Here is a 23,322-nt window from a genome sequence, read left to right as displayed (position 1 = left end):
ATAACTACTCAAGAAAAATGATCAGACAGCCTTCATTTTGTTTGCCATTAGGAAGACGCTCGTACTGCCACGGATAGCCCGCCATCTTTAGGTATTTGATCGCGACAGATTTCACAACCCCGGACCCTTTTCCCGTCATAATCCGAGCACGTTTTAAATTTGAGTTCGAGAGTCTCATCAAAAATGCGTCAATTGCATCTTCAACTTCGTCTGACTTAAAACCATGCAAATCCAATAAATCTTTAGCCATATGCGTCCTCGACCCTATTGAAACAAGAATTAGAGGTAAAAGATAGGAGGAAAAACCAGGGTTTTAGGAAAAAAGTGCTAGTGAATCAGAGATTTATCCATAGCCAAAAATAGCGGATCACTATATGATAGGAGCTGAGGTTTTTATGAGTACAGGTATTTTTATAATGGGAAGTATTGCTATCGTGGTTATCAGCGTTCTGGCATACGCTGTCTTGGCCGTGTTTTTCCCTGAGTGGGTTGGAATCACAGGCAAAGTGGCTTTAGATGCAGAACAAAGCCACAATGAGGGCGCAAAAGCTAAAGTGCACCCTATGGATAAATTCTAATTCCCCTTCTTCTTTTGCGCTTCCTCCCGAAACAAGGAAGCGTTCATCCGCAAATTCTGTCTTAGAAATCGACTGAAATAATTGGGATCATCAAAGCCCAATGCATAACCGATATCCGCGACCGGTGTCGCCGAATAAGCCAACATTCGTTTTGCTTCCAGCAAACATCTTTCGGCAATAATTTCTTTAGCAGAACGATGAAGTTTCTGTTGAAGAACCGCTGAAAGCTGCTTCGGCGTGATCTTTAATTCTTTGGCGTAAAATGAAAGGCCATGTTCTTTTCGAAAGTGCTGCTCTACCAAATCTTTAAATTGATCGGCGATCCCGCCATGAAAAGAAACACTCTCGCCTTGGGTACGAAGAGCCTGAATCAACAAAAGTCCCACATGGTTTTGCAGGCAGGCCTCGTAATATGAAGGGCGACTTTCGTATTCGTTCCGCATGACCTCTAATTTATTTTTCCACACCGCAAACTCAGACTTTCCAAGTTTCCAAACATCGGGCAAGGCAAAAGCTTTCGGAACAAGGTCTAATAAAAACGAGTTTTTCGGCAAAGATTCTTCGGTAAATTCGACAATGATGCCTTTGGAATTGGCGGCAAGCTTCCAAGAATGCACTTGCCCTGGCTTCATCATAAAAACTTGCGGAGCACGCACTGGATGGCGCTGGAAATCAATCTCATGCCATCCTCGACCTGCGTACACAACAAGCAGTTGGAAGTAGTCATGCCGATGAGGAAATGGAACGCGTGGCTCCAAGCGCTCTTCCAAACGCTCCACACGTATATCACCGCGCTGTGCAAGCTGGTTTCCAAGCTCTTCTAAAGGGACAGGTTTCGAAAGATTCTTTTTAGGCATACCGAAAGAGAATAAAACTTTGTTTTCACCCGGGGCAATGATTATTGAGAAGCGAAAGAAAATGTGCCAGACTCGGAAGACCCTATTTCGAGGAGAATTCCGTGGCATTTCGTTGGATTGGTAAGTCAGAGGATGGAAACACTGTCACACTGAAACGTCTTGAAGGTTGTCCAGCACAAACGCCCCCTTATGCCACGCCTGAGTGGGCCAAGAACAACAGCGACGTTGTGCGAGTGGGTGTTGTTCTGGATGTGGAAACAACAGGCTTAAATCAATCCGAAGATAGCATTATTGAAATTGGCTTACGTCAGTTTCTCTTTAACAGAAATTCCGGAGAAATTCTGACGTTAGGAAAATCTTATTCTAGTTTTCAAGATCCGGGAAAACCCATCACTCCAGAAATCACCGAGCTCACAGGAATCACCGACGAAATGGTTGCGGGACAGAATATTGATTGGACCGAAGTCAATGCCCTGCTTGAAGAGTCTTCTGTTATTATTGCTCACAACGCCCGCTTTGATCGCCCTTTCATTGATCGCAAATCCAAAGTTTCTGCAGAAAGAGTGTGGGCATGTTCGCTAAAACAAATCGACTGGAGCACAAAGGGTTTCACAAGTTCGAAGCTGGAACTTTTAAATATCTATCACGGGTTCTTTACGGATTCACATCGTGCGATCAACGATGTTGATGCACTTTTATATCTTTTGAGCCTTTCAGATTCAAAAAGTCACAAGCCTTATTTGGCCGAACTTTTAGGAAATGCTCGTCGTCCCATGGCCCATGTCATTGCGAGTTCAGCTCCCTTTGAATCCAAGGATCACCTCAAAGGTCGAGGCTATAGCTGGGACAGCACAAATCGTTTCTGGTCCAAAATAATTTTTAAAGATGAGGTCGCGGCAGAAACCGCTTGGCTCGAAGAAATCGTCTATTGTGGTCCTTTCGCAGGGCTCACTCGAGATATCGCACTGATAGACGGATTTAAAGCGTAACAGCTTTTGTTTTATTGCAGGGCTAGCGAAACCGCCCTTCTTTCCAACCGCACAATGTTAAACTAAGAGTGTCGAGAACATTCCTGGGCTAAACCGCGGACTTCTCAGTTTCTGTAAGAAATTGGGACGTCCGACTTGACGAAATTTATATCGTGCTCATGTTTGTTACAATTAACCCTTTTGGGGTTGGAAAAGAGGTCCTCGATGTCTTACGTCTCAGGTTTTATCCCCGTGATCCCATTGAAGAATTCAGTGTTGTTTCCCGACATCAGCATGCCGCTTCGAGTAGGTAGAGAAAAAAGCATATCTGCCCTGCAAAAAGCTCTTCGTGAAAATCACTGGGTAGTCCTTCTAACACAAAAAAGTCCCCACGATAATGTGGAGAAAATGGAAGATCTTTATCAAGTGGGAACGCTTGCTAAAGTCGAATCCTTCCGTATGGATGAAGATGGAAGCTACAATATATTCGTGAAGGCGCATCAGCGCGTTCGCGTGGTGCAAAGCCGTGATCAGGAAGGTTTTTTTGAAGTGCAGAGCGAAAGTCTGGAAGACGTTGGCAGCATGGATAAAAAAACGGAAGAGGCTTTGTTATCCAGTCTGCGCATTCTAAGCGATGAATTGCTGGATCTGCTTCCTGGAAACACTCGTCAAGTCAAAGAAATGCTGACTGAAATTGAAGATCTGGCAACGCTCACCAATATGTGTGCGGCTTATGCGGATATCGCCATCACCGAAAAGCAAGAGATTTTGCAAATCAATGTTCTTCGTGATCGCACTTTAAAACTTTTAGATCGCTTGCAAGAGCTGAAAGAGCGTCTAAAAATCCAGCGCGGCATTCGCGATAAATTAAATGAAAACTTTCAACAAACCCAGAAAGAAACCATCTTGCGTGAACAAATGCGCGTGATCCGTGAAGAGCTTGGCGAAGGTGAAGGCGAAGACATGTACGCTAAATTTAAAGAGCGTATTGAAAAAGCCGGCATGACGCCTGAAGCGTTAGATCTGGCGCGCAGCCAGTTGAAGCGTCTTGAAACCATCAACTCGGCATCACCTGAACATCAGATGATTCGCACGCATTTGGAATTGATGCTGGATTTACCTTGGAGCAAATCTTCACCTAAAAAAGAGATTGATCTTGAAGAAGCGGAAAAGATTCTTAATGAAGACCACTACGGTTTAGAGAAAATTAAAAACCGTATCTTGCAACATTTAGCGGTGATGAAGTTACGCAAAACTCATCAAGGCTCGATCTTGCTTTTCATCGGCCCTCCGGGTGTCGGTAAAACTTCTTTAGGCAAAAGTATTGCGCGCGCTTTAGGTAAAAAATATGTTCGCGTCAGCTTAGGTGGTGTGCGTGATGATGCCGAAATTCGCGGCCATCGTCGTACTTATATTGGCGCTCTGCCCGGAAGAATTATCGCAGGGATTAAAAAAGCGGGCGAAAACGATCCTGTTTTCATTCTGGACGAGATCGATAAATTGACTCGCGGCTTTGGTGGCGATCCTGCGGCGGCCATGCTAGAGGTTTTGGATCCCGAACAAAACAACACGTTCCAAGATCACTATTTAGATACGCCTTTTGACCTATCTAAAGTGTTCTTTATCGCGACGGCCAACTCTTTAGAGGGCATTCCCCTGCCTCTATTAGATCGGATGGAAGTCGTTGATTTAACGGGTTACACTTTGGACGAGAAAAAACAAATTGCGCTGAAGTACCTGTGGCCGAAACAACTTCGCGAACACGGCTTAAGTGAAGAATCCCTTAAGATCACCGACGACGCGATGGTGAAATTATTAACTCACTACACACGCGAAGCGGGCGTGCGGGATCTGCAAAGAAAAATTGCAACGATCTGTAAGTTCATGAGTTTGAAACTTGTGAAGTCGCCGGATAAAACGCTGACCGTCAACGTCAAGGACTTAGAAGAAATTCTAGGCGCAGAAAGATTCTCATCAGACATGATTGAAAGTCTTTTGCCTCCTGGCGTGGTCACTGGTCTTGCGTGGACACCAGTGGGTGGCGACATTCTTTTTGTCGAGTCTGCTTCAATGCCTGGCACCGGTCAGCTCCTCTTGACAGGTCAACTGGGCGAAGTGATGCAAGAGTCTGCAAAGATCGCTCTGAGTTTATTGAAGTCGCGATTAGTTCTTATGGATCCATTGATGGATTTCAGTAAGAAGGACGTGCACGTCCACGTACCTGCCGGTGCTATCCCGAAGGATGGACCTTCCGCAGGCGTGACAATGTTGACGTCGATTGCGTCGTTGCTCTTAAATAAACCCGTGGATCCGAAGCTTGCCATGACCGGAGAGATTTCTTTACGTGGAAGCGTCATGCCCGTGGGTGGAATTAAAGAAAAAGTGATCGCAGCTCACCGTGCGGGTGTGCGAGAGATCATCATGTGTACTAAAAACGAAAAAGATCTTCGCGAAATACCTGAAGAGATTCGTCGCAGTATTCAATTCCACTTTGTCGATGATGTGAACGATGTTTTGAAAGTCGCTTTGGGAGTGGATCTTCCTCGCTGGAATAAATTTCCTATTAAACCTTCGGGAACTCCCCTGCTACCGGCAGGGTGAGTCCCGCTAAATTTATTAATCTACAACAACTAACATCAGGGCCGTCGTCGAACGGCCCATTTCTTCAAAGAAGCCGCGTTTATTCTGTGTGGGCGCGGCTCCTGTCGCTTCGGCAGAGGACTTCACTTCGTAATCGTCTGTTTTAAAAAACTCGCTCAGTTTAGAGGGACGCTCTGCCATATTATGAATATCAACGGACGGAACCTTGAGATCTTCTTGAAGATACTTCTTAATAGCCTCCGCACGCGCTTTCGCCAATTCTATCTGTTTTGGTGAGGCCTTCTTTTCTTTTTTATCGGGATACTCACGATCACCCCAAGCAAGAACCTTAATGGACTTGATTTCATGAGACTCTCGCACTGTGGTGACAAACGCCTGCATCTCGGCTTTTTCTGCCGCGGTTAAAACTTTAGATCCAGGATCGAAGAACACCGGTGCAACATTAGATGCACCGACCATTTTGGCCGTGGCCATTTCCGTGTCAGGCTGTTGCGCTTCTACAAATAAAGCGACAAGAGTGATAGGCAGCAAAATGGGTAAAAGGAAGCGAACAATTGACATCATGCTTTACTCTCCTTGTTAGCACGTAGGAAGAGTTTGCAATGTGTGCACCACTTTAAGAATGAATAGAAGCCATCTGAGAGGATGTGCGAGGCAGAATTCCCCTTTGATAGGGGAATTCTGATTCCACGATTACGTTGTTTCGATTTCTTGCAGCTTACGATACAAAGTTTTTCGATCAATGCCTAAGGCCTTTGCCGTCATTTCTTTTGCGCGATTGTGTCTTTCATAGACAAACTGAACATATTTCTTTTCAAGTTCATGCAAGGACGACACTTCTTCGCCGAAGCGGAAGATAAAGGCATTCTTCTTATCATCGTCCGCGATCGCAGAGCTTGCCGTGCCTTCGTCAAACAAAGTCAAAGCACTCACATCAATCTCGGGCCCGGTCGCCAAAACGACGGCGCGCTCAATGGTGTTTTCTAGCTCGCGCACATTGCCTCGCCAAGGATGAGTCAGCAAAAATTCTTTGGCGTTCTTTTTAAAGCCCTGAATTTGCGTGCCGTTCAAAGTGTTGAACTTTTTTAGGAAATGTTCAGCTAAAGGAATAATGTCTTCTCTTCTTTCGCGCAGAGGTGGAATTTTTATCGGAATCACATTCAAACGGAAGAACAAGTCTTCACGAAAACGTTTTTCCTGCACTTCCAAACGCAAATCCTTATGGGTGGCGGCAATAACCCGCACGTCGACGGCACGCGCCTGATTTTCTCCGACTCTTTTAATTTCTTTTTCCTGAAGCACACGCAGTAGTTTTGCCTGCAAGGTCAGATTCAAATCCCCGATTTCATCGAGAAACAAGGTTCCTCCGTCGGCTTCTTCAAAGAGACCGGTTTTTTTATCAACGGCACCGGTAAATGCACCTTTGGCGTGACCAAAAAGTTCTGACTCTAAAAGATTTTCGGGGATCGCCGAACAGTTGATCGCGACGAAAGGTTTTTTATTTCGCGGGCTCCAGCGGTGAATGGCTTTCGCAAAAACTTCCTTACCAGTACCACTTTCGCCGGTGATGGAAACTGTCGAAGAACTTTTCGAAACCCGGCGCGCCAGATCCATGATTCGATGAATGCTTTCGCTTTTACCGATAATACCTTCGGGGTGTAACCCTTTACTGATATCCAGTGTCTCTTTCAAAGTTTTATTTTCTGCGCTTAAGATATTAAACTTAAACGCACGTTGAGCCGAAATCAGAAGCTGCGGGAAGTGCAAAGGCTTAACGACGAAGTCGTATGCGCCCGCTTCGATCGCCTCCACCGCGACATCGACATCGTTCGAGACGGTAATAAGGATGATGGGAGTTTGGACGCCTTCAGCGCGCAACCGCTTGATAAATTCCATCCCATTGATCGTCGGTAAATTTAAATCAGTGATAATAGCATCAGGGCTGATCTTCTGGGTCACAACCTGCTGAAGAGCGGAAAGAGGATTTTCTTCGTGGATCACCGTGATGTTTTTCTGGCGAAAATAGGCCGTCGCCAATTCTGCTAAATCAAGGTCGTCTTCGATCAGAAGAATTGTTTTCTGCTTGTCCATGATTGCCTCCTGAATAGGTTATTCTTATCTCACTGGGGCATATATCCGCAATATTTTTATGGCATTTTGCCACATTAAGACGTTTATACACTTTTATATTCAATATAACGGCTTTGATTGATTTTCTGTAAGGAACCCCGTTTGCATAACAAATATGCGTCGGGGACATTGTCCCGGGCATTTTTAGCCATATTTAGTTCGTTGCTGATAATCCACGAGTGGCAACGGATAAGCGGCCCCCCTGCCATGCCATGTGAGGGGGGCCTTCCTAATTTGTGGAGAAAGGAAACTCTATGCTTTCATCAATCCTTCTAGGGTTTGCTGTGGGAATCGCAGCAAAGATACTCTTACCTGGAAAAGCGCCTGGTGGTTGGGTCATCACCTGTTTATTAGGTATCGCCGGTGGCGCGGTCGCGCATCTATTGGGCACTTCAGCGGGTTACTATCGCGACTACGAGCCTCTAGGTTTTGCTGCCGCGATTGTCGGTGCGATGTTCATTCTTTTTCTGTATCGTGTCTTAGTTAGACGGACGACGTAAGATTTTGATTTAAAGATTCAAGACTCGCCTGCAGTTCTGCGCACACATCTTTCAGTAAACGCGAGTCTTTGGTTTTACCTGCTTCTTCCAAACGACTTCCCAAATCACTTAAAGACGGAAACTCAAACGTTTTCGCATTGCCCTTTATTTGATGCCCTACTTTTGCGACAAACTCCCAGTCCGGCGTGTGAATCATCTCTTGAATTTTCGCTAACTCCCCCAGCCTTCGCGACAGATATTTCTGTTTGGACTCTAAGGGAACAACCATTCCACTTTCACTCATGCTTCCGCCCGGTGATTCAAATAGAAATACACTTCTTGAACCAAGAGTTCTCCAGAAACGGGTTTCGTTATTTGACCGTTGCATCCAGCCGCCAGACAGCTTTGCACTTCTTCGTTCAAAGCATGCGCCGTTAATGCAATCACCGGCTTCGTAAATCCGCGTTGACGAATCCGCTTGGTCGCTTCTTTTCCGTCCATTTTAGGAATTTGGATATCCATAAGAACAATGTCAGGTTCTACTTTAAAGGCACTCTCGACGGCCTTTTCACCGTCATCGGCCACGACCACTTCGGCGCCCGCCGCTTTTAAAAAGTGCTGGAAGATCTCTTGATTGTCTTCAGAATCTTCAACCAATAGAATGCGCACATCTTTCAAAAGGTTTCTTAAATCAAGACCATTCCAATCAATATCACGCACGGGGCCTTGCTCAAGTTCTTTGGTCTCTTTTTTAACTGGGGCTTGTCGCAGATTCAGAAATTCTTTATTTGCTCCACGCAGCGGAACACGCAAACAGAACGTGGAGCCTTTACCCACCGACGACGCTAATAGGAATAACTCCCCACCTAAAAGCTCCGCTAAACGACGCGACAGTGCCAACCCTAAACCCGTGCCGCCATACTTGCGCGTGGTTGACACATCTCCTTGAGAGAAAGGTTTAAACAGATTTTCGCGATTTCGTTCACTGATACCGATACCACTGTCCTGAATCTGGAACTCCAGGAATTCTTCCTGCATATCATTCACATAGGTCTTATAAAGAAGTTTCACACTGCCATTTTCGGTGAATTTGATAGCGTTACCGACGACATTTACTAGAATCTGCTTCAAACGAATGTCATCCGTGAATAAATATGTAGGCACGTTTGAAAGCTTAGCCACGTTGAACTGAATCTTTTTGTCGGAGGCGCGAACTTCCATGACGGATTTCACTTCATGAATCAGACTTTCAAGATTCACCTGTGCCATTTCAAACTGCAGCTTACCCGCTTCGACTTTGGAAATATCTAAGATATCGTCGATAAGTCGAGCCAGCTCCTTACCATTGCGCTTCACACTTTTGACAATTTGCTTCTTTTCTTCTCCATCGAGTTCATCATCGGCCAGGATTTCCGAATAACCCACGATCACTCCTAGCGGCGTGCGGATCTCGTGACTCATATTTGCCAAGAAGGAACTCTTCATAAAGTTCGCGTCTTCGGCCTTTCTTAAAAGAATCGCTTTATCGTAAGACATTGCGAACTGACCCACGATGCTTGCCAAGGCGTATTCTAAAACTTTTGAATCCACTAAAGTTTTAGGTCCTTTCACAATAATTAAAATAGAATTACTTTTACCCGATTCGTGCAAAACCGAGCGCATCATGAAATAAGGACCTTCACGCAGACGCTCCTGCATCTCGGAACTAAAAAATGAAATCACTTTGCGCGAAGATTCTGTATTCGACGCCAGAGCAAAGACGCCGTCTTTAAGAAAGCCATCAAATTCACTGGATAAATCCAGAAACTCCGGAAAGCTATCGATCACTTTTTGAAAGCGTTTTTCATAAGGTCCGCGATTCTCACGCACAAAGACCACGCAGTCTTCAATTTGAAAAACATCTTCCAAGTGGTGACAGAATTTTTCGAAGAGATCACTTCCTTCGATGGAAGAAGAAAGATCGGCAATAATCGCATTCAAACGACGGAATAAGGCCAACTCTTCGGACTTGCTCTTAGACACGAGCGCTAAAGAGTCTTGATGCTTTTCACTGAACTTCAAAAACTGTTGTGTGGACCACAACGCCAAAAAGATCACCGACAGCATGATCAAAGTCACAAAAGCAAAAAGAATCGGCACATAGCGCTCATACCAGTTGAAGAAATGAGGCAACGGCTCGAAATGCAATTTCCACACTTTATCAAGCACCTGAATTTCGCGGTCCACAGAAATATCTGAAACTACGCGATCTTCTTCTTTCGCCGGGAAGCGCTCATAAAGCGGCAGCGTTCGTCCGAGCTTGCGATCATAAATCTCAATTTTATAGTTTACTTTTTCTTCATAAAACTGAGGTGTGCCGAACGCCCCATTAAAAAAGCGATTGATTCGAATCACCGAGTAAGCAAAGCCCAGTAAAGAATTTTTAGGTTCGGCCTCCCCGGTGGCGTCCAAAACCTTCGATACGGGAAGATAGATCAAAACACCTTGAAGAATCTTTTGCCCTTCACTTTCATCTGACACCAAAACAACAGGATCCGACATCGCCAGTGTGTTAGATAATAAAGCCTTATCCATCGCGGACCGACGTGTGAGATCAGAATACGGGTCAAAGCCCAGAGCTTTTTTATTTCTCCAGTCATCAGGTTCAATCATCACGGCAGAGGTGTAAAGAGAGCGCTCCGAATCCGGCCAAAATTTAAAATCTTTAAAACCCTGTTCACGCATTCTACGTTCAAGCTCAGGGATTTCAGATCTTTCTAGTTTTTGTGCAAAACCAATTCCCTGAAGACCCGGTGATCGCTTTAAAAGTTCCGTCGACTCTATATAGTCTTGATATTGTTTCGCCGTCGGAATCCCACTTAGCTGAATAAAGGCGCGGGTATCCAATAAAGCCTGACCATAAGCGGAAAATTCGCGATGAATGGTCGAACTCACTTTACCGATTTCAGATTCAAGACGTGCATTCCATTCTTTTTCCAGATGCACTTTGACGGTCCACCAGCTGAGCAAGCTGACAGAAATAATAATGAGCAGAACGAGGAACACATTCCACTCATGAGATAAGACAAAAACTCTTTTAAGTCGTTTCACAAAGCATCCTTACTGTTGTTGACGTCGCTCTGTCATATGACCGTATTTTTAGGTGAAGAACATCCCCACCGCAAGAAGGAAAATCGCCCAGGGTTTGAGGCATTTCACCCCGGAATTAGCCATTTTATTGCTTATAAGCAATATGTTTGATCTGAAGCCCGGCTTGTCAGTTGCAATGTCTCTATTACATGACAGAAATGACCTTGCGCTTTCACTACTTTGACCACCAACACTTCTCTAAAGAGAGGCTGCAATTCGTGAAAGAAAAGTTCTGTGATGGCACAGCCATTCATATCGGAGACAGCGTTTATGCGGTCTCCATTAAAATAGATCCCTTCCCTCCAGGTGGCGGCTCAGCGCAAGAGAGCCGTCACCTGCCCAATTCTCAAGCTGAGACTTATTTCATCTAACAGTGTTAGTGAAAGTTAGACAGCTGTTCAGGAATTTCTTCCTTAAACGACACACACCCAATTTCTAGTTGGCTTTGCATTTGCTTTAGGAGGAATCACGGGAGGAAATCCATGAATACACAGATCTTCATCACAGGAACACCGACAGTTCCAAATGTGTTAAAAAAAGAAAACACCTTTGATTGCCACATCATTGAAAATCCATACACATTAAGATCCGCACTACAAACGACAAAGGGGGAAAAAATTGTCGTCGTCTTTTTGCCATTCTTAGAGGTCCGTCATTTTGACATTTACGCGTTTTTACAAAAGACGATTGAAAACGTGAAAACCTTCTTCGTCGTCAGCGAGCTTTCCTCACCGATGAAAATGAAGTTGAAGACATTCAAAGACTTTATTGTCCTGTGGAAAACCGAAGAGGCTCACCTCGCCAAAGATATTCAAGCTTATCTTAATGGCAAGAATTTGGAATTACGCCAGGACAAGCGAGAGGTGCATGAGAGGCGCGCCATGCTCAGCCCCTCGATGCTCCCCCTCGGCACCGGGAACAGAAGCTTCCAACCCATTTTAGGTGGCGCTTTTGAAAACATCTCGCTCAATGGGTCTTGTGTGAAAATCAAAGCTCCTTTTTATCAGAAAAAGGACTTCATCACTCTTTCCTATCAAACCAAAGAGGGCGAGTACGTCAATGTCGAGGGCCAAGTCCGTTGGGCTAAGTGGGATGAAAAAAGCCAGAGCCAGGAATTGGGCGTGCAATTTCTGACACAAGCTTAATCGCTCGACGCCCTGCTTTGACAAAGCTACATATTGCCTCCCACTCTAAACTGTGCGTTCATTGAAAGAGTGGGAGACATTATGAAAACATCACTCTTCATTGGGGTATTACTGCTTCAACTTTTCGCCTTCACCGCTGAAGCCACTCGCCGAATCACCGTGACCGGACGTGGAAGCGAAAATTCTTTTTGCAATGCCAACAGCGGTTCTTTCTGTTTGTCCAATGCTAAAAACCGAGCAGAACAAGATGCCGAACGTGATGCACGATGGACTTGCGAAATGAGTCACCGCGGTCGTGCTCTTTCTTACACGGCTTTTTGTAGTACTTATTGCAATCCCAACTATCTTCCACCTCGCCACGATGGCACTTGGGTGAACTGTCGTTCAGACTGTCGCATGGATTGTGAAGTCCAATGATTGATTTTCTAAAAAACAAAGACGTGGCGGTTCGCTGGGGCGTTTTCCTAATTCTGCTCGTCGCGTTTCTATTTATTAATTTGCCGTTCTTAATGCCCTTTATGATCGCCGGTGTCTTTGCCTTGGGCCTTCATGATTTTGTCGAGCGTCTGGGTAAAAAACTAAAGGTAAAAAGAAAACCCGCTATTGCTCTGACACTTCTGGGAGGCTTTGCGATTTTCTGGATTCCGATTTCGCTCGCGATTTACCGACTGATTTCTTATATCAGTCAGCCCGAAGTTATTAAAACCGATAAACTGGTCGGGCAGATTCACGAACTTAAAGACCTAATTTTGGGATATCTAAAAAAGATTTCGGGATGGACTGGAACTGATATTGCGACTCCCGCGGCCGATATGGCCAACAGCATTCTTCGCAAGTCCGGAGAAATTGTTTTTCAGTATTCCACGGATATCCTAGGACAGCTGCCCGCTATTTTCTTAGCAAGTTTTGTTTTTGTTATTACCTTGGCGCTTCTTCTATCAAAGGCTCAGGCCATCAAAGAGTTTGTATTTAAATACAGTCTTTTGAAGCCCGATCTGACAGACCGCTTGATTGATGTTTCAAAGAAAAGTTGTTCAGTGACATTGTTTTCAACTTTAGTGATCGGACTTATCCAAGCCGGAGTTATCGGGATTGGCAGCTTGATTTTCGGCGAAGGTGATTTCTTCTTGGTACTGACACTCACCTTCTTCGTCTCTTTTATCCCGGTTATCGGGGCTGCTCCGGTCGGTTATCTCTTGGCGATACTGGCCTTTATCGGAGGAAGAACTGGGAACGGGATCGGTTTAGTTGTTGTTGCGACTATTGCCGGAAGTATCGACAATATTTTAAAGCCTTTCATGGTGGGTAAAGAAAATAAGATCTCGGCCGTGATTGGATTTACCTGTGTCGTCGGTGCCATCATTATGATTGGCCTACCGGGACTCTTGATTGGCCCTGTGATTATGAATCTTTTTGCGGGATTAAGTCCGCTGCTTCTTAAGCGCGAAGAACCTGAGATGATATAAAAAAAGGCGTCTTTAAGACGCCTTTTTTATTTTCTAAACTATAATTTGCGAATCACTGACTTGAAGAAATCATTTCCTTTATCATCCACAATGATAAAGGCCGGGAAGTCTTTCACTTCGATCTTCCACACAGACTCCATACCCAGTTCAGGGAAATCTAGAACTTCCACTTTCGTGATGCATTCTTTTCCTAAACGCGCGGCAGGTCCCCCGATAGATCCCAAATAAAAGCCCCCATAAGTCTTACACGCCTCTGTGACCTGAGGGCTGCGGTTTCCCTTACCCAACATAATCATCGAGCCACCTAAATTTTGGAAGGTGCCGACATAAGGATCCATACGCTCGCTCGTTGTTGGACCAAAAGAACCCGATGCATAACCCTTCGGAGTTTTCGCAGGGCCCGCGTAATAAACCGCATAGTTTTTAAAATACTCTGGGACGCCTTCGCCACGATCTACTTTTTCTTTAAGTTTTGCGTGCGCGATATCGCGAGCTACGATCATCGGGCCATTGAGCATCAATCGTGTGGCCACTTTTTGCGCTGATAAAATTTTAAGAGTTTCTTGAATCGGTTTATTCAAATCAATTTGAATAGCCTCTGCACTCGCATCCTTCAAATGATTCGGAAGATACTGTTCAGGGTGAAGCTCTAACTGTTCTAAGAAAATACCGTCGCGGGTGATCTTGCCCTTGATATTGCGGTCAGCCGAGCAGCTCACGCCAACACCGATCGGACAGCTGGCTCCGTGACGAGGCAGACGAATCACGCGCACATCATGCACGAAATACTTTCCACCAAATTGAGCACCGATACCTGTATCACGCGCCCATTGCTCCACTTGCTTTTCCATTTCCAAGTCGCGATAAGCTCGGCCGCCTTCACTGCCTGAAGTAGGAAGTCCATCCAAATAACCCGCAGAAGCATACTTCACAATTTTTAAAGTCTCTTCCGCAGAAGTGCCACCTACGCAAAAAGCCAGGTGATAGGGAGGACACGCCGCTGTTCCTAAAGAATTCAAAGTCTCGCGAACAAATTTTTCAAAACCATCCGGATTTAAAACGGCTTTAGTTTTTTGATAAAGGTAAGATTTGTTGGCACTCCCCCCACCTTTAGCCATGAATAAGAAATGATACTCATCCCCTTGCTCAGAGTAGATATCAATTTGGGCCGGAAGATTTGAACCCGTATTTTTTTCTTCAAAGAAAGAAATCGGCGCCATCTGAGAAAAGCGCAGGTTTCTTTTTTGATAGGTATTAAAAATGCCTTTTGAAAGATGCTCCTTATCGTCGGTGCCCGTAAAAACACGCTCACCTTTTTTACCGACAACAATCGCCGTTCCCGTATCCTGACAAGATGGAAATTCCATTTGTGCCGCAATAATCGCGTTTTTCAACAAATCCACAGCCACGAAGCGATCGTTTGGAGAAGCTTCAGGATCTTGCAAAATTCTTTCGAGTTTTTCTAAGTGGCTGGCACGCAAAAGATGAGAAACATCACTTAGGGCTTCTTGCGCGATAAGCTCTAAGCCTTCCGGTGCTACGACCAGGACTTCTTTATCTCCTAGCTTTTCGACTCGCACGTGATCCGAAGAGATTTTTTTATATTGAGTTGTATCTTTTTGTTTTTCGTAGAGAGGGAAATATTTAAATGACATGCCATTGAATGTAGCATTGCGTCTTAAGCGCGCGCAAGCCTCGGTGCGGCTTTTAGGTGGGCTTTGATGGTGGGATTTAAGGAGCCGTGAGTACGGCAAAATTTTGGGGACCGGGTCCTCTCTTTGCGTATGTGAGAGGTGGTCAAGGACCTTACCGAGGGTCGAAGAAGATTTCTTATGTCTCCTTCTGAAACAAACTTATCGCCCTGGACCTATAAGCACAAACTCATAATTTTTAGACTTTCCATAAGTTTTGCTTATGGATACTTGCGCCCGCGAATAAACACGTTTTGGGCTCCAATGAATGAAGTTTTTGCATCGTATCAGCGAATGATTCAGAGGGAAATTCACTCTGAGTGCGGCTCTGCGCCGTCTTAACAAAATCCTAAAATTTGCGAGGTGGATTTAGAGGCTCTTTAGATTGCCAATTCATCATTTATCAATTAGCTTCTCGGAAATTTTTACTGGAGGAACCATGGCTCTTTTGCTCGTAAGCTTATGTCTTGCAGCGGTGATCACGCTCTACTTTAAAAACAATCCGTTGGGACACTCGCGCAAATTCATGATCCGACGCTTTGTAAACTGGTTTCCTCTAGGCATGACTTACGCCTTCCTTTATATGGGCCGCTACAACCTGAACGTTTCTAAGAACGCTTTGGGCGATATGATGACGAAAGAGCAGTTCGGTCTGATCTTCGCTGCCGGTACAATCACTTACGGTCTTTCTTTCCTCCTGAATGGCCCTATTGTCGATAGAATCGGTGGTAAAAAAGGAATCATCATTGCCGCTTTAGGTTCCGCATTGATGAACATCCTAATGGGTGGTGTGACTTATCTTTATTTGATGGGTCGTTTGAAAACGAACATGGTTGTCGCATTCTCTGTCTTATTCGCATTGAATATGTTCTTCCAATCTTACGGTGCGGTTTCGATTATCAAAGTAAAAGCTTATTGGTTCCACGTACGTGAACGCGGTGTCTTCGGCGCGATCTTCGGGACTTTGATTTCTTTCGGTGTTTACTTTGCCTTCGACTGGGGTCAAGCCATCGTTGAAGCCTCTAAGCTTCATATTGAAGGTCAAAAAACGGCGTTCCAAGGTTTTATCCAACACATCTTCGCTATCGACACAGGAACGACAAATGCCACTTGGTTGGTGTTCACAATCCCCGCATTCCTTTTGATTGTTTGGGCTTTGATCGACTTCGTTCTTCTTAAAGACTCTCCAAAAGAAGCCAACTTTGATGACTTCGATACGGCGGATGCGTCTTCATCTCCAGGTGAAGATGACTCTAACTTGAAAATCTCTATCGGTTTCATGCTTAAAAAGATCTTCACTAATCCGGTGATGATCACAATCGCCTTAGTAGACTTTACTTCCGGCGTTCTTCGTAACGGTATCATGCAGTGGTACTTGGTTTATGCCCACGAAACAAAAGATACAAATCCGGTCTTCTTTGAAGGTTCCCAATTCTTCATTAAAAACTGGGGTCTGCTTCTTTGCTTAACGGGTATCTTCGGTGGATTTGCAGCAGGTATTGTTTCAGACCGTTTATTCCAATCCCGTCGTGGACCTCCAGCGGCGATCAACAACGGTATCATGATTATTCTTTTGATCATCATGGTGTTCTCTTTGATGAATCATCCAACAATGCTAGGTCTTGCAGCGGTTATGATCACGTTGACAGTTATCGGCGTTCACTCGTTGATGTCGGGTACCGCGGCGGCGGACTTCGGTGGTAAAAAAATGACAGCGACAGCCTCTGGTATCGTCGACGGCTGCGTTTATTTAGGAAGTGGTATTCAATCTTTGGCGATTGGTTATCTTTCACACAAGAACTGGATCTACTGGCCTTTATTCTTGATCCCGTTTGCAGTGATGGGTCTTTTCTTAGCTCTTAGAATGTGGAATGAACTTCCCGCAGCTACTAAAAAGTACATCTTGGAAGTAGAGAAAAAAGAAGAAAAGCTGCAACAACAGCAAGCGCGTGCCTCCACAGATCCCGCAGGCGTCCCCAACTAAGCTTGGCACCTTGACGAAATCTTAAAAAAAGCCCACTTCCGAGTGGGCTTTTTTATTTTTCTCGATTAATGTGGGCCCATGTCGTTTTTAATTTCTTCCGGTCGTTACATTCTTCGTCTTGTGATCTTCGGGATGGTTCTGCGTGCTGTCGTAGCTCTTTACCTGAACCTTTGGGATTTTTCAGCTCCAGCAACTTTCGACAACACCCTTGGCCCTTTTCTATACGGATGGCACTTCGATCTAGCGATTGCCAGCTTTCTTTATCTTTTGCTTTATGGAAGCTCTTTGCTGTTTTCGTTTTCAGAAAAAACGTTTTCGCGCATCAACAGTCTTTTGCTTCTTTGTTATACGATTCTGATTACTACGGATGCGATCTACGCGAAAGAATCGGGCCGTCATATTTCCTATGAGGTCTACAACCTCTTTACGATTCAAGGCTCTTTGGGAAATCTTTTAAAGCTTTACTGGTTGCAGCTGCTTTTCGCTTTTTTGGGTGCGTCCTTCGTCGGTCGTTTTTTCACTCCCCGCTATAAGCCGGTGCACGGTGTCCTGAAAAGATCTTTGGCTCTGCTTTTTGTTTTAGTGATCAGCGTGGTATTTGCTCGCGGTTTTGAAGGCATTCCTCAAGATCCCTCTTGGGCTTATCGTGCCGGAGGCGGCAGCAAAGGTGCGACTCTAGCCTTAAATGGCGCTTATGGCATCGTATGGGCCGCCTTCGCCGGCAAAAAATCCAGCAAAGAAAATATCGAAGTTCCTCTTCATGTAAAGAGTCTTGATATTTTCAATGAATGGCGCGTTCGTCGCGGAATTGAAAAAGCGGTCGGCCACTTTGATGGCAATATCGTTATCGTCTTTATGGAAGGCTGGCCCGGAGTTTACGTCGACAAAAAAGTCGGCGAAGAAGAAGTGCTTCCTTTCTTTAACTCTCTTCGTGCCGAGTCTTTGCGTGTGGACTTGATGCTGGCCGGTGGCCACCGTACGACGGAAGGTTTATTTGCCACTCTTTGCAGCCTTCCAAATCCTCCCGGAAAAAGTATTATGTTCACTGAAATCGAAAACAAAGATTTCAAGTGTTTCCCGCAATTCCTAGAGAAAAAAGGCTACAGCTCGGCCTTCTTTCAAGGTTCTGATCAGTACACGAGCGGTGTTGGTCTTCTAGTTTTAAAAACAGGTTTTCAAAACTCTTATGGCAAGCGCGAGATTCCTGATTGGACGATGATTGAACAAAACGCCTGGGGCGTGTTCGATCAAGATCTTTATAAATTCGCGGCTCAGAAAATGGACACCATGACGGAGCCGATGCTGATTGGGATAAACACCAATACAACGCACGACCTTGCTTTACCTAAAGGGGTTCGTCCGGCCTTTGGCGAAGAAAATAATCAATCTTTGCATTTAAGTGTCACACATCATGCGGATAAAGAACTGCGTGGATTTTACGAGGCCTTAAAGAAAAGATCGTGGAAAAAGGATTGGCTCTTTGTTTTGGTGTCGGATCATACGAGCTTTGCCGCGAATGGAATTTTTGAACATTACTCGATTCCTTTCCTTATGAAGTATCATTCTGTCGACGGGAATAAAAAAGCTCCTTTCGAACCTAAGTTGATTCACGGTGCATTTTCACAAAATGACGTCGGCGCAACGATCGCGGACCTTACCGGAAATTCCGCCCCTGAATTCTTAGGCAGATCTTTGCTGCGTCCTCAGGACTTTTCAACGGGCGCGAGTCTTTTCCACTTAGGAACTTCAGTTTGGTTTGAAGGAGAATGGGCTGTGGTCTTTAATATCCGCGATTACGGCAACTATAAGTGCTATCGCTGGCAAAACGACATGCTTTTTCATTATCCGCTTCCCTGCCCTGCTGATGGCGAACAGATGTATACAAGAGGTCTGAGCTATCTTAAGGAATCCCAAGAGCTTCTTTTCAAATAACAAGAGTCTGTCGTGAATTCTTGATTCCTGACAGACAAGCCTCGCCGTCCTTTTATAACTAAGAGCCTTCAGCGCAAAATGAATGTGTGGGAGGTTCTTATGAGAATCATCTGGGCTATGGACGCGTTTGAGGATAACAAAGAGCTAAACCAGAAGATGGCGGACTACATCACCCATCTTCATGAAACCACTCAGGCAGAGATTGAACCACTTTATCTGCTCAGGGAAAATGAAATCGTTCTTCCCACCTACGAAGTACCGGCCTGGGTGACGGACCATTCAAAAACAGCAGAATCTTTATTTCGCGAAGTTCTTTCTGACTACAATCTTCCATTTTTAAAAGAACCCAAAGTCATTCCGCACGCCTCGCAATCACACGCAGGTGCCGCCGAGACACTTTCGAATTACGCTTTAAAAAGCCACGCGGATCTGATCATCGTGGGAAGCCACGGACGCCAGGGCTTTCAAAGATTTATCTTAGGAAGCTTTGCGGAAAGTTTACTGCTGCAATCGGAAGTGCCCGTGTGTGTGGTTGGCAGTCACGCTTTAAAAACACGCAGCAGTCGTAGCATTTTGTTCCCGACGGAGTTTGGAGAGCATTCAAAAGACAACTTCCGCCATGTTTTAGATCTGGCCCGTAAATTCAATGCCGAAGTTTTGCTTCTGCACGCTATCGCCCGTCCTATTGAAAGTCTTTTTGATCTGGATACACGTCCTCGCGTTTACAACTACGACGGGAAGATGATGACGCTAGAACAAATCGTTGAAAGTCAGATCGAGGCGCAATCTCATCGCGCCCAGCAATGGGTGGATTGGGCCGCGAAGGAAGGCGTGATCGCGCATTTCCATATTGATAATACTTTTAAACCGATTGATGAATTGATTATCGATGCCGTAGACACTCATCAGTCTGACTTAATCGTGATGGAAGCACAGAGCGGCCCTATGAGTGCGGCCCTCTTAGGAAGTTACACACGCAATGTGGTTCGTAAAGCGACCTGCCCCGTGTATGTTCTGACTCGTCACTTCTACGACAAACAGGAAGACCGCTTTATTGATACGCCTGCACCTTAAGCGCCCCGCCCCTGTGAGGGACGCATAGAGTCTGGAAGTTTCTTATAGATATTATTCAAATGCGTTTTCAAAGTCGCCTTAGAGATAAAAAGCTTTTCGGCGATAGCGGCATTCGTATGACCTTCTAACACCAAGCTCATGATTCGCAATTCGCTCTTCGTCAGACCTTTTTCGCGGAAGAAAGCTTCTTGTTTAAGCTTGGCTTGCTCTTGGTTTTCCAGAAGATACATGAACGTCATGATACGCTCGCCATCGTTCACAATCGTGATATCCACTTTTTGACCATCAATTTCGTGATCTTTAAAAAGATGCATACCGGGAGACACAGCTTTACACTCGTCGATCTTTTTGCAAAGAGCATTGCATGTCTTATTGCAAATCTGCCCCACCATCGGGCCGCAGGTATGAATGGAGTTGTCGTTTTGAAAAAGCACTCGCTGCTCCAAATCCTTCACACAAACACCCATTTTTTTACCTAAACTCATTTCAGCATTCAGCATTTCATTTAGATTCACGTGAAGCCTCCTGCCTTTCAGTTTCGTGAATACAACCTCGTATGTCGATGATGCAGATCATGATTGGAATTTATTTTCCCCTCACAATTGTACGAGATGAAAATGTGAGGACGACAGAAAAAAATGGCACGCGCAGCGCGCCAGACGAGGTTTCATGAATGGCGGTGGTGACACCGAAAACCTCTGTTTTTAGGCGTTCTCCCGGGTATCTACGGCAAAAAAATGATGAAAGACACACGGATCTTCATTAGAAACTTGAAATCTGAGAGATGGTTTTTGCTTTCGGCGGGGAAAAAGATATTAGAAATTTCGTATTTCAATCGATCTTTGATTGCATTTAAGTAATATTGCTCGACTTAAAGATCTCTGGACTAAAATGAGACTAACGTTCGTGATTTATGTTAAGTTTCAGTCAAGACGTACTCTCCGCCGGCACTCCAGTACTGCTAATCGATACTTTGGTTCCTAGTATTGAATATTGCCCCTCAAAGACCGAATATGAATACGAGCAAAGTTTATAAGCCTCGAAAGGAGGAAGTTATGGGTGCTGCTCCTATCAGCCACACAAATCCTGAAAAGAAATATATGCTCAAAATTCCGGTTCAAAAACGTTCCAAAGAGACCGTTGCGAGCATAGTGGAATCTTGTGCCCGACTTCTCGTTCAAGAGCCGTATCACGCAATTACAACAGATAAAATTGCAGAGATGGCCGGAGTGAGTATCGGTTCTCTTTATCAATTCTTCGCAAACAAAGAAGCCATTGTTGCCGCAGTTATTGATGATCTTTTGCAAAAAGACCTCGCCTACATCGAGGAAAACTTAGCAAAACTTCAAGCGACAGATTTGGACTCTAAAGTTCATGCTTTCATTGATATCGGGTTCACACGCTTTCACGACAACCGTCCCCTAAGAACGGCATTGCAAGGCGTTCAAGGAATGCTGGATTACTGGGATACTCGCCGTGTGTTCTTTGAACACTATCAAAAAGCGGTCTTAGCCCACATGCCACCCATTCCAGGTCGCGATCGTGATATGATGGCGCTTTTCATCGTCAGTTGCTTTAACAATATTTTGCATCTGGCGTTGCTAGGACCTCAGTCGCAAGAGCGTGAAGACGCTATAAAGAAAGAAGTCTTCTTGCTGATCCGTCGCTATTTGAATCCTTAGGATTAAATCCAAGAATTCCCTTGCCTCTTAAACCCCTCCTCGTATCCTTAAATGGGACTCTAGGAGGGTTTTTTTATGTTAAAGAAAATCAAAACGCCATTCACCGAGATGATGAAGATTGATTATCCCATCATCGCCGCGCCGATGTTTTTGGTCAGCAATACTGACATCGTCGTACAAGCCAGTGAGAGCGGCGGCATTGGAACCTTCCCGGCTTTAAATTACCGACCTATTGAAAAATACGTAGAAGCTTTAAAAGAAATCAAAAGCCGCACGAAAAAACCCATTGGCGTTAACATCATCGTCAACAAAAGCAACGCTCGCCAGTCAGAAGATCTGAAGCACGCTCTAGACAACGGTGTGGAACTTTTTATCACCTCTTTAGGAAGCCCCAAGGAAGTGATCAAAGAAGCCCACAAAAACGGCGCGAAAGTTCTTTGCGATGTCACAAATCTAGAACACGCTTTGAAGGTTCAAGACATGGGCGCCGATGGTGTGATTGCAGTGTCTAGCGGCGCTGGTGGACATGCGGGTCCCATTTCTCCTTTGGTATTAATTCCTTGGCTTAAAACTCGCTTGCAAATTCCTATCGTGGCCGCGGGAGGAATTTCTCATGGTTCGATGATGTCAGCGGTTTTAGCTCTAGGTGCCTCTGGTGTTAGCGTAGGAACAAGATTCATTGCCAGTCGTGAAGCGCAAGTCGACGAAGCTTATAAAGAAGCGATTATTAAATCGTCTCCGGAAGATATCGTGATGACCACGCGAGTGTCGGGAACACCTGCGGCAGTTATTAACACGCCCTACGTGCAAAAAATCGGAACAGACCTTCCGTGGGCCATGAAGGTTTTAAAAGACCACAAGATGACGAAGAAATACATGGTGCCACTGATTCATCTTATGGGAATGAAGTCTTTAGAGGAAGCAGCCAGCAAACCCACCTGGAAGACTGTTTGGACCGCGGGCCAGTCGGTGGGCTTAGTGGAAGAGATTTTAAGCGTGAAAGAGATCTATGAAAAACTCATCACAGAGTATGATCAAAGCGTAAAAAATCTTTCAAGCTTAGGACTTGATTGATCTGTTACGCACCGACAGAGTGAGCTCGTAAGTCATTACGGGCTCGGTCGGATTTGATTTAGGTACAACCGCATACCCTTTCATCTTTCTTTCAAGACGAGCCGGGTTGGTTTTTGATTCTTCAATCAAACCCCGAACAGCTTCGATCTCATCACAGATAAAATGCACATCGCCATCGGCGCGTTTGATGTACTGACCTGAGAAATCTTTAAAAATAAAATCAATTTTCTGCTTACTTTCTGAAATCGCCACCACAGCTGCTGCCGCAATTGAAAGTTCAGCACCTATTCCTAAAGCCCCGAAGTACATGGAATTAAGATGATTCTTAGTACGATAGTTTAAAGGAATTTTTAAAACGAAACGTTGCGCTGTTGATTCAATCACGCGTGGATTGACGAATAAGACCAACGGAATTTTTAAAAGACCGTAAAGATTCACAAAGGCTGTCAGTTTGAAATTTTTCATGTTCATATTTGAAATTCTAGGCCCACGCCTGAAGACCTACCAGCATTGACAAAATGCACCATCAAGA

General features: G+C 44.9%; 22 protein-coding genes. 13 read left to right on the top strand and 9 right to left on the bottom strand.

Going from position 1 to position 23,322, the window contains the following annotated elements; translation table 11 throughout:
- Positions 1-4: 4 nt before the first annotated feature.
- Positions 5-250 carry a Smr/MutS family protein gene (locus AZI85_RS13105; protein ID WP_063244500.1) on the bottom strand — a complete coding sequence of 82 codons (246 nt, stop codon included), beginning with the start codon at positions 248-250 and terminating at the stop codon, positions 5-7.
- A 145-nt stretch (positions 251-395) separates the two neighbouring features.
- Between AZI85_RS13105 and AZI85_RS17675 the strand changes: the two genes are divergently transcribed.
- Positions 396-578: a hypothetical protein gene (locus tag AZI85_RS17675; protein WP_155724037.1), complete on the top strand. Its 183-nt coding sequence runs from the start codon at positions 396-398 to the stop codon at positions 576-578.
- On the opposite strand, the gene AZI85_RS13100 is transcribed toward AZI85_RS17675, so the two are convergent.
- The gene (locus tag AZI85_RS13100) at positions 575-1,435 is read right to left on the bottom strand and encodes a helix-turn-helix domain-containing protein (protein WP_063244499.1); all 861 of its coding nucleotides are present in this window, start codon (positions 1,433-1,435) and stop codon (positions 575-577) included. The two genes, AZI85_RS17675 and AZI85_RS13100, sit on opposite strands and share 4 nt — an antisense overlap.
- A 101-nt stretch (positions 1,436-1,536) precedes the next feature.
- On the opposite strand from AZI85_RS13100, the gene AZI85_RS13095 reads away from it, so the two are divergent.
- Together AZI85_RS13095 and lon are read left to right on the top strand one after the other, a co-directional pair.
- Positions 1,537-2,424, top strand: a complete 888-nt coding sequence (locus AZI85_RS13095; protein WP_063244498.1) for a 3'-5' exonuclease — start codon at positions 1,537-1,539, stop codon at positions 2,422-2,424.
- Between the two features lie 204 nt (positions 2,425-2,628).
- Positions 2,629-5,004 (top strand): endopeptidase La, encoded by a 2,376-nt coding sequence (gene lon / locus AZI85_RS13090; protein ID WP_063244497.1) that lies wholly within the window; start codon positions 2,629-2,631, stop codon positions 5,002-5,004.
- A gap of 15 nt (positions 5,005-5,019) precedes the next feature.
- On the opposite strand, the gene AZI85_RS13085 is transcribed toward lon, so the two are convergent.
- Positions 5,020-5,568, bottom strand: coding sequence for an OmpA family protein (locus tag AZI85_RS13085; RefSeq protein ID WP_063244496.1), 549 nt, complete (start codon positions 5,566-5,568; stop codon positions 5,020-5,022).
- 129 nt (positions 5,569-5,697) lie between these two features.
- Positions 5,698-7,095 (bottom strand): sigma-54-dependent transcriptional regulator, encoded by a 1,398-nt coding sequence (locus AZI85_RS13080; protein ID WP_063244495.1) that lies wholly within the window; start codon positions 7,093-7,095, stop codon positions 5,698-5,700.
- A 293-nt stretch (positions 7,096-7,388) separates the two neighbouring features.
- Here AZI85_RS13080 and AZI85_RS13075 point away from each other — a divergent pair, with 293 nt between their 5' ends.
- On the top strand, positions 7,389-7,634 hold the full coding sequence (locus AZI85_RS13075; RefSeq protein ID WP_063244494.1) for a GlsB/YeaQ/YmgE family stress response membrane protein: 246 nt from the start codon (positions 7,389-7,391) through the stop codon (positions 7,632-7,634).
- Here AZI85_RS13075 and AZI85_RS13070 read toward each other — a convergent pair.
- Together AZI85_RS13070 and AZI85_RS13065 are read right to left on the bottom strand one after the other, a co-directional pair.
- Positions 7,618-7,917 (bottom strand): Hpt domain-containing protein, encoded by a 300-nt coding sequence (locus AZI85_RS13070; RefSeq protein ID WP_063244493.1) that lies wholly within the window; start codon positions 7,915-7,917, stop codon positions 7,618-7,620. The genes AZI85_RS13075 and AZI85_RS13070 overlap by 17 nt on opposite strands.
- A complete protein-coding gene (locus tag AZI85_RS13065; RefSeq protein WP_063244492.1) occupies positions 7,914-10,703 on the bottom strand; it encodes a CHASE domain-containing protein in 2,790 nt (929 codons plus the stop codon). The genes AZI85_RS13070 and AZI85_RS13065 overlap by 4 nt, the downstream gene beginning before the upstream one ends.
- Before the next feature lie 188 nt (positions 10,704-10,891).
- Between AZI85_RS13065 and AZI85_RS13060 the strand changes: the two genes are divergently transcribed.
- The 4 genes from AZI85_RS13060 to AZI85_RS13045 all read left to right on the top strand — a co-directional run bounded on the left by AZI85_RS13060 (position 10,892) and on the right by AZI85_RS13045 (position 13,353).
- The gene (locus tag AZI85_RS13060) at positions 10,892-11,113 is read left to right on the top strand and encodes a hypothetical protein (protein WP_063244491.1); all 222 of its coding nucleotides are present in this window, start codon (positions 10,892-10,894) and stop codon (positions 11,111-11,113) included.
- 111 nt (positions 11,114-11,224) lie between these two features.
- Complete coding sequence (locus AZI85_RS13055) at positions 11,225-11,887, top strand: PilZ domain-containing protein (protein WP_063244490.1); 663 nt, start codon at positions 11,225-11,227, stop codon at positions 11,885-11,887.
- An 81-nt stretch (positions 11,888-11,968) separates the two neighbouring features.
- Positions 11,969-12,304 carry a hypothetical protein gene (locus AZI85_RS13050; RefSeq protein ID WP_063244489.1) on the top strand — a complete coding sequence of 112 codons (336 nt, stop codon included), beginning with the start codon at positions 11,969-11,971 and terminating at the stop codon, positions 12,302-12,304.
- Complete coding sequence (locus AZI85_RS13045; RefSeq protein WP_063244488.1) at positions 12,301-13,353, top strand: AI-2E family transporter; 1,053 nt, start codon at positions 12,301-12,303, stop codon at positions 13,351-13,353. The genes AZI85_RS13050 and AZI85_RS13045 overlap by 4 nt, the downstream gene beginning before the upstream one ends.
- 38 nt (positions 13,354-13,391) lie before the next feature.
- On the opposite strand, the gene AZI85_RS13040 is transcribed toward AZI85_RS13045, so the two are convergent.
- The gene (locus AZI85_RS13040; RefSeq protein WP_063244487.1) at positions 13,392-15,008 is read right to left on the bottom strand and encodes a fumarate hydratase; all 1,617 of its coding nucleotides are present in this window, start codon (positions 15,006-15,008) and stop codon (positions 13,392-13,394) included.
- Between the two features lie 475 nt (positions 15,009-15,483).
- On the opposite strand from AZI85_RS13040, the gene AZI85_RS13035 reads away from it, so the two are divergent.
- The 3 genes from AZI85_RS13035 (at position 15,484) to AZI85_RS13025 (ending at position 20,034) form a co-directional block, all read left to right on the top strand.
- A complete protein-coding gene (locus AZI85_RS13035; protein ID WP_063244486.1) occupies positions 15,484-17,028 on the top strand; it encodes an MFS transporter in 1,545 nt (514 codons plus the stop codon).
- Positions 17,029-17,106: 78 nt separating this feature from the next.
- On the top strand, positions 17,107-18,960 hold the full coding sequence (locus tag AZI85_RS13030; protein ID WP_063244485.1) for an LTA synthase family protein: 1,854 nt from the start codon (positions 17,107-17,109) through the stop codon (positions 18,958-18,960).
- A 99-nt stretch (positions 18,961-19,059) separates the two neighbouring features.
- A complete protein-coding gene (locus tag AZI85_RS13025) occupies positions 19,060-20,034 on the top strand; it encodes a universal stress protein (protein WP_063244484.1) in 975 nt (324 codons plus the stop codon).
- On the opposite strand, the gene AZI85_RS13020 is transcribed toward AZI85_RS13025, so the two are convergent.
- The gene (locus tag AZI85_RS13020; RefSeq protein WP_253720984.1) at positions 20,031-20,549 is read right to left on the bottom strand and encodes a helix-turn-helix domain-containing protein; all 519 of its coding nucleotides are present in this window, start codon (positions 20,547-20,549) and stop codon (positions 20,031-20,033) included. The genes AZI85_RS13025 and AZI85_RS13020 overlap by 4 nt on opposite strands.
- Before the next feature lie 540 nt (positions 20,550-21,089).
- Between AZI85_RS13020 and AZI85_RS13015 the strand changes: the two genes are divergently transcribed.
- Together AZI85_RS13015 and AZI85_RS13010 are read left to right on the top strand one after the other, a co-directional pair.
- Positions 21,090-21,716 (top strand): TetR/AcrR family transcriptional regulator, encoded by a 627-nt coding sequence (locus AZI85_RS13015; RefSeq protein WP_063244483.1) that lies wholly within the window; start codon positions 21,090-21,092, stop codon positions 21,714-21,716.
- 75 nt (positions 21,717-21,791) lie between these two features.
- Positions 21,792-22,790, top strand: a complete 999-nt coding sequence (locus tag AZI85_RS13010; RefSeq protein WP_063244482.1) for an NAD(P)H-dependent flavin oxidoreductase — start codon at positions 21,792-21,794, stop codon at positions 22,788-22,790.
- Here AZI85_RS13010 and AZI85_RS13005 read toward each other — a convergent pair.
- Positions 22,776-23,261, bottom strand: a complete 486-nt coding sequence (locus AZI85_RS13005) for a DUF4442 domain-containing protein (RefSeq protein ID WP_063244481.1) — start codon at positions 23,259-23,261, stop codon at positions 22,776-22,778. The two genes, AZI85_RS13010 and AZI85_RS13005, sit on opposite strands and share 15 nt — an antisense overlap.
- Positions 23,262-23,322 lie beyond the last annotated feature (61 nt).

Source organism: Bdellovibrio bacteriovorus (assembly GCF_001592755.1).
Lineage (GTDB): Bacteria > Bdellovibrionota > Bdellovibrionia > Bdellovibrionales > Bdellovibrionaceae > Bdellovibrio > Bdellovibrio bacteriovorus_E.
This window is presented reverse-complemented; position numbering and strand designations above follow the sequence as displayed.

Bases quoted from the DNA above. Each gene is read 5' to 3' on its own strand.
- AZI85_RS13050 (WP_063244489.1), top strand. From the start codon at position 11,969: ATGAAAACATCACTCTTCATTGGGGTATTACTGCTTCAACTTTTCGCC.
- AZI85_RS13045 (WP_063244488.1), top strand. From the start codon at position 12,301: ATGATTGATTTTCTAAAAAACAAAGACGTGGCGGTTCGCTGGGGCGTT.
- AZI85_RS13105 (WP_063244500.1), bottom strand. From the start codon at position 250: ATGGCTAAAGATTTATTGGATTTGCATGGTTTTAAGTCAGACGAAGTT.
- AZI85_RS13055 (WP_063244490.1), top strand. From the start codon at position 11,225: ATGAATACACAGATCTTCATCACAGGAACACCGACAGTTCCAAATGTG.
- AZI85_RS13010 (WP_063244482.1), top strand. From the start codon at position 21,792: ATGTTAAAGAAAATCAAAACGCCATTCACCGAGATGATGAAGATTGAT.
- AZI85_RS13040 (WP_063244487.1), bottom strand. From the start codon at position 15,008: ATGTCATTTAAATATTTCCCTCTCTACGAAAAACAAAAAGATACAACT.
- AZI85_RS13085 (WP_063244496.1), bottom strand. From the start codon at position 5,568: ATGATGTCAATTGTTCGCTTCCTTTTACCCATTTTGCTGCCTATCACT.
- AZI85_RS13015 (WP_063244483.1), top strand. From the start codon at position 21,090: ATGGGTGCTGCTCCTATCAGCCACACAAATCCTGAAAAGAAATATATG.
- lon (WP_063244497.1), top strand. From the start codon at position 2,629: ATGTCTTACGTCTCAGGTTTTATCCCCGTGATCCCATTGAAGAATTCA.
- AZI85_RS13025 (WP_063244484.1), top strand. From the start codon at position 19,060: ATGAGAATCATCTGGGCTATGGACGCGTTTGAGGATAACAAAGAGCTA.
- AZI85_RS13005 (WP_063244481.1), bottom strand. From the start codon at position 23,261: ATGAACATGAAAAATTTCAAACTGACAGCCTTTGTGAATCTTTACGGT.
- AZI85_RS13080 (WP_063244495.1), bottom strand. From the start codon at position 7,095: ATGGACAAGCAGAAAACAATTCTTCTGATCGAAGACGACCTTGATTTA.
- AZI85_RS13030 (WP_063244485.1), top strand. From the start codon at position 17,107: ATGTCGTTTTTAATTTCTTCCGGTCGTTACATTCTTCGTCTTGTGATC.
- AZI85_RS13060 (WP_063244491.1), top strand. From the start codon at position 10,892: ATGACAGAAATGACCTTGCGCTTTCACTACTTTGACCACCAACACTTC.
- AZI85_RS13100 (WP_063244499.1), bottom strand. From the start codon at position 1,435: ATGCCTAAAAAGAATCTTTCGAAACCTGTCCCTTTAGAAGAGCTTGGA.
- AZI85_RS13070 (WP_063244493.1), bottom strand. From the start codon at position 7,917: ATGAGTGAAAGTGGAATGGTTGTTCCCTTAGAGTCCAAACAGAAATAT.
- AZI85_RS13075 (WP_063244494.1), top strand. From the start codon at position 7,389: ATGCTTTCATCAATCCTTCTAGGGTTTGCTGTGGGAATCGCAGCAAAG.
- AZI85_RS13035 (WP_063244486.1), top strand. From the start codon at position 15,484: ATGGCTCTTTTGCTCGTAAGCTTATGTCTTGCAGCGGTGATCACGCTC.
- AZI85_RS17675 (WP_155724037.1), top strand. From the start codon at position 396: ATGAGTACAGGTATTTTTATAATGGGAAGTATTGCTATCGTGGTTATC.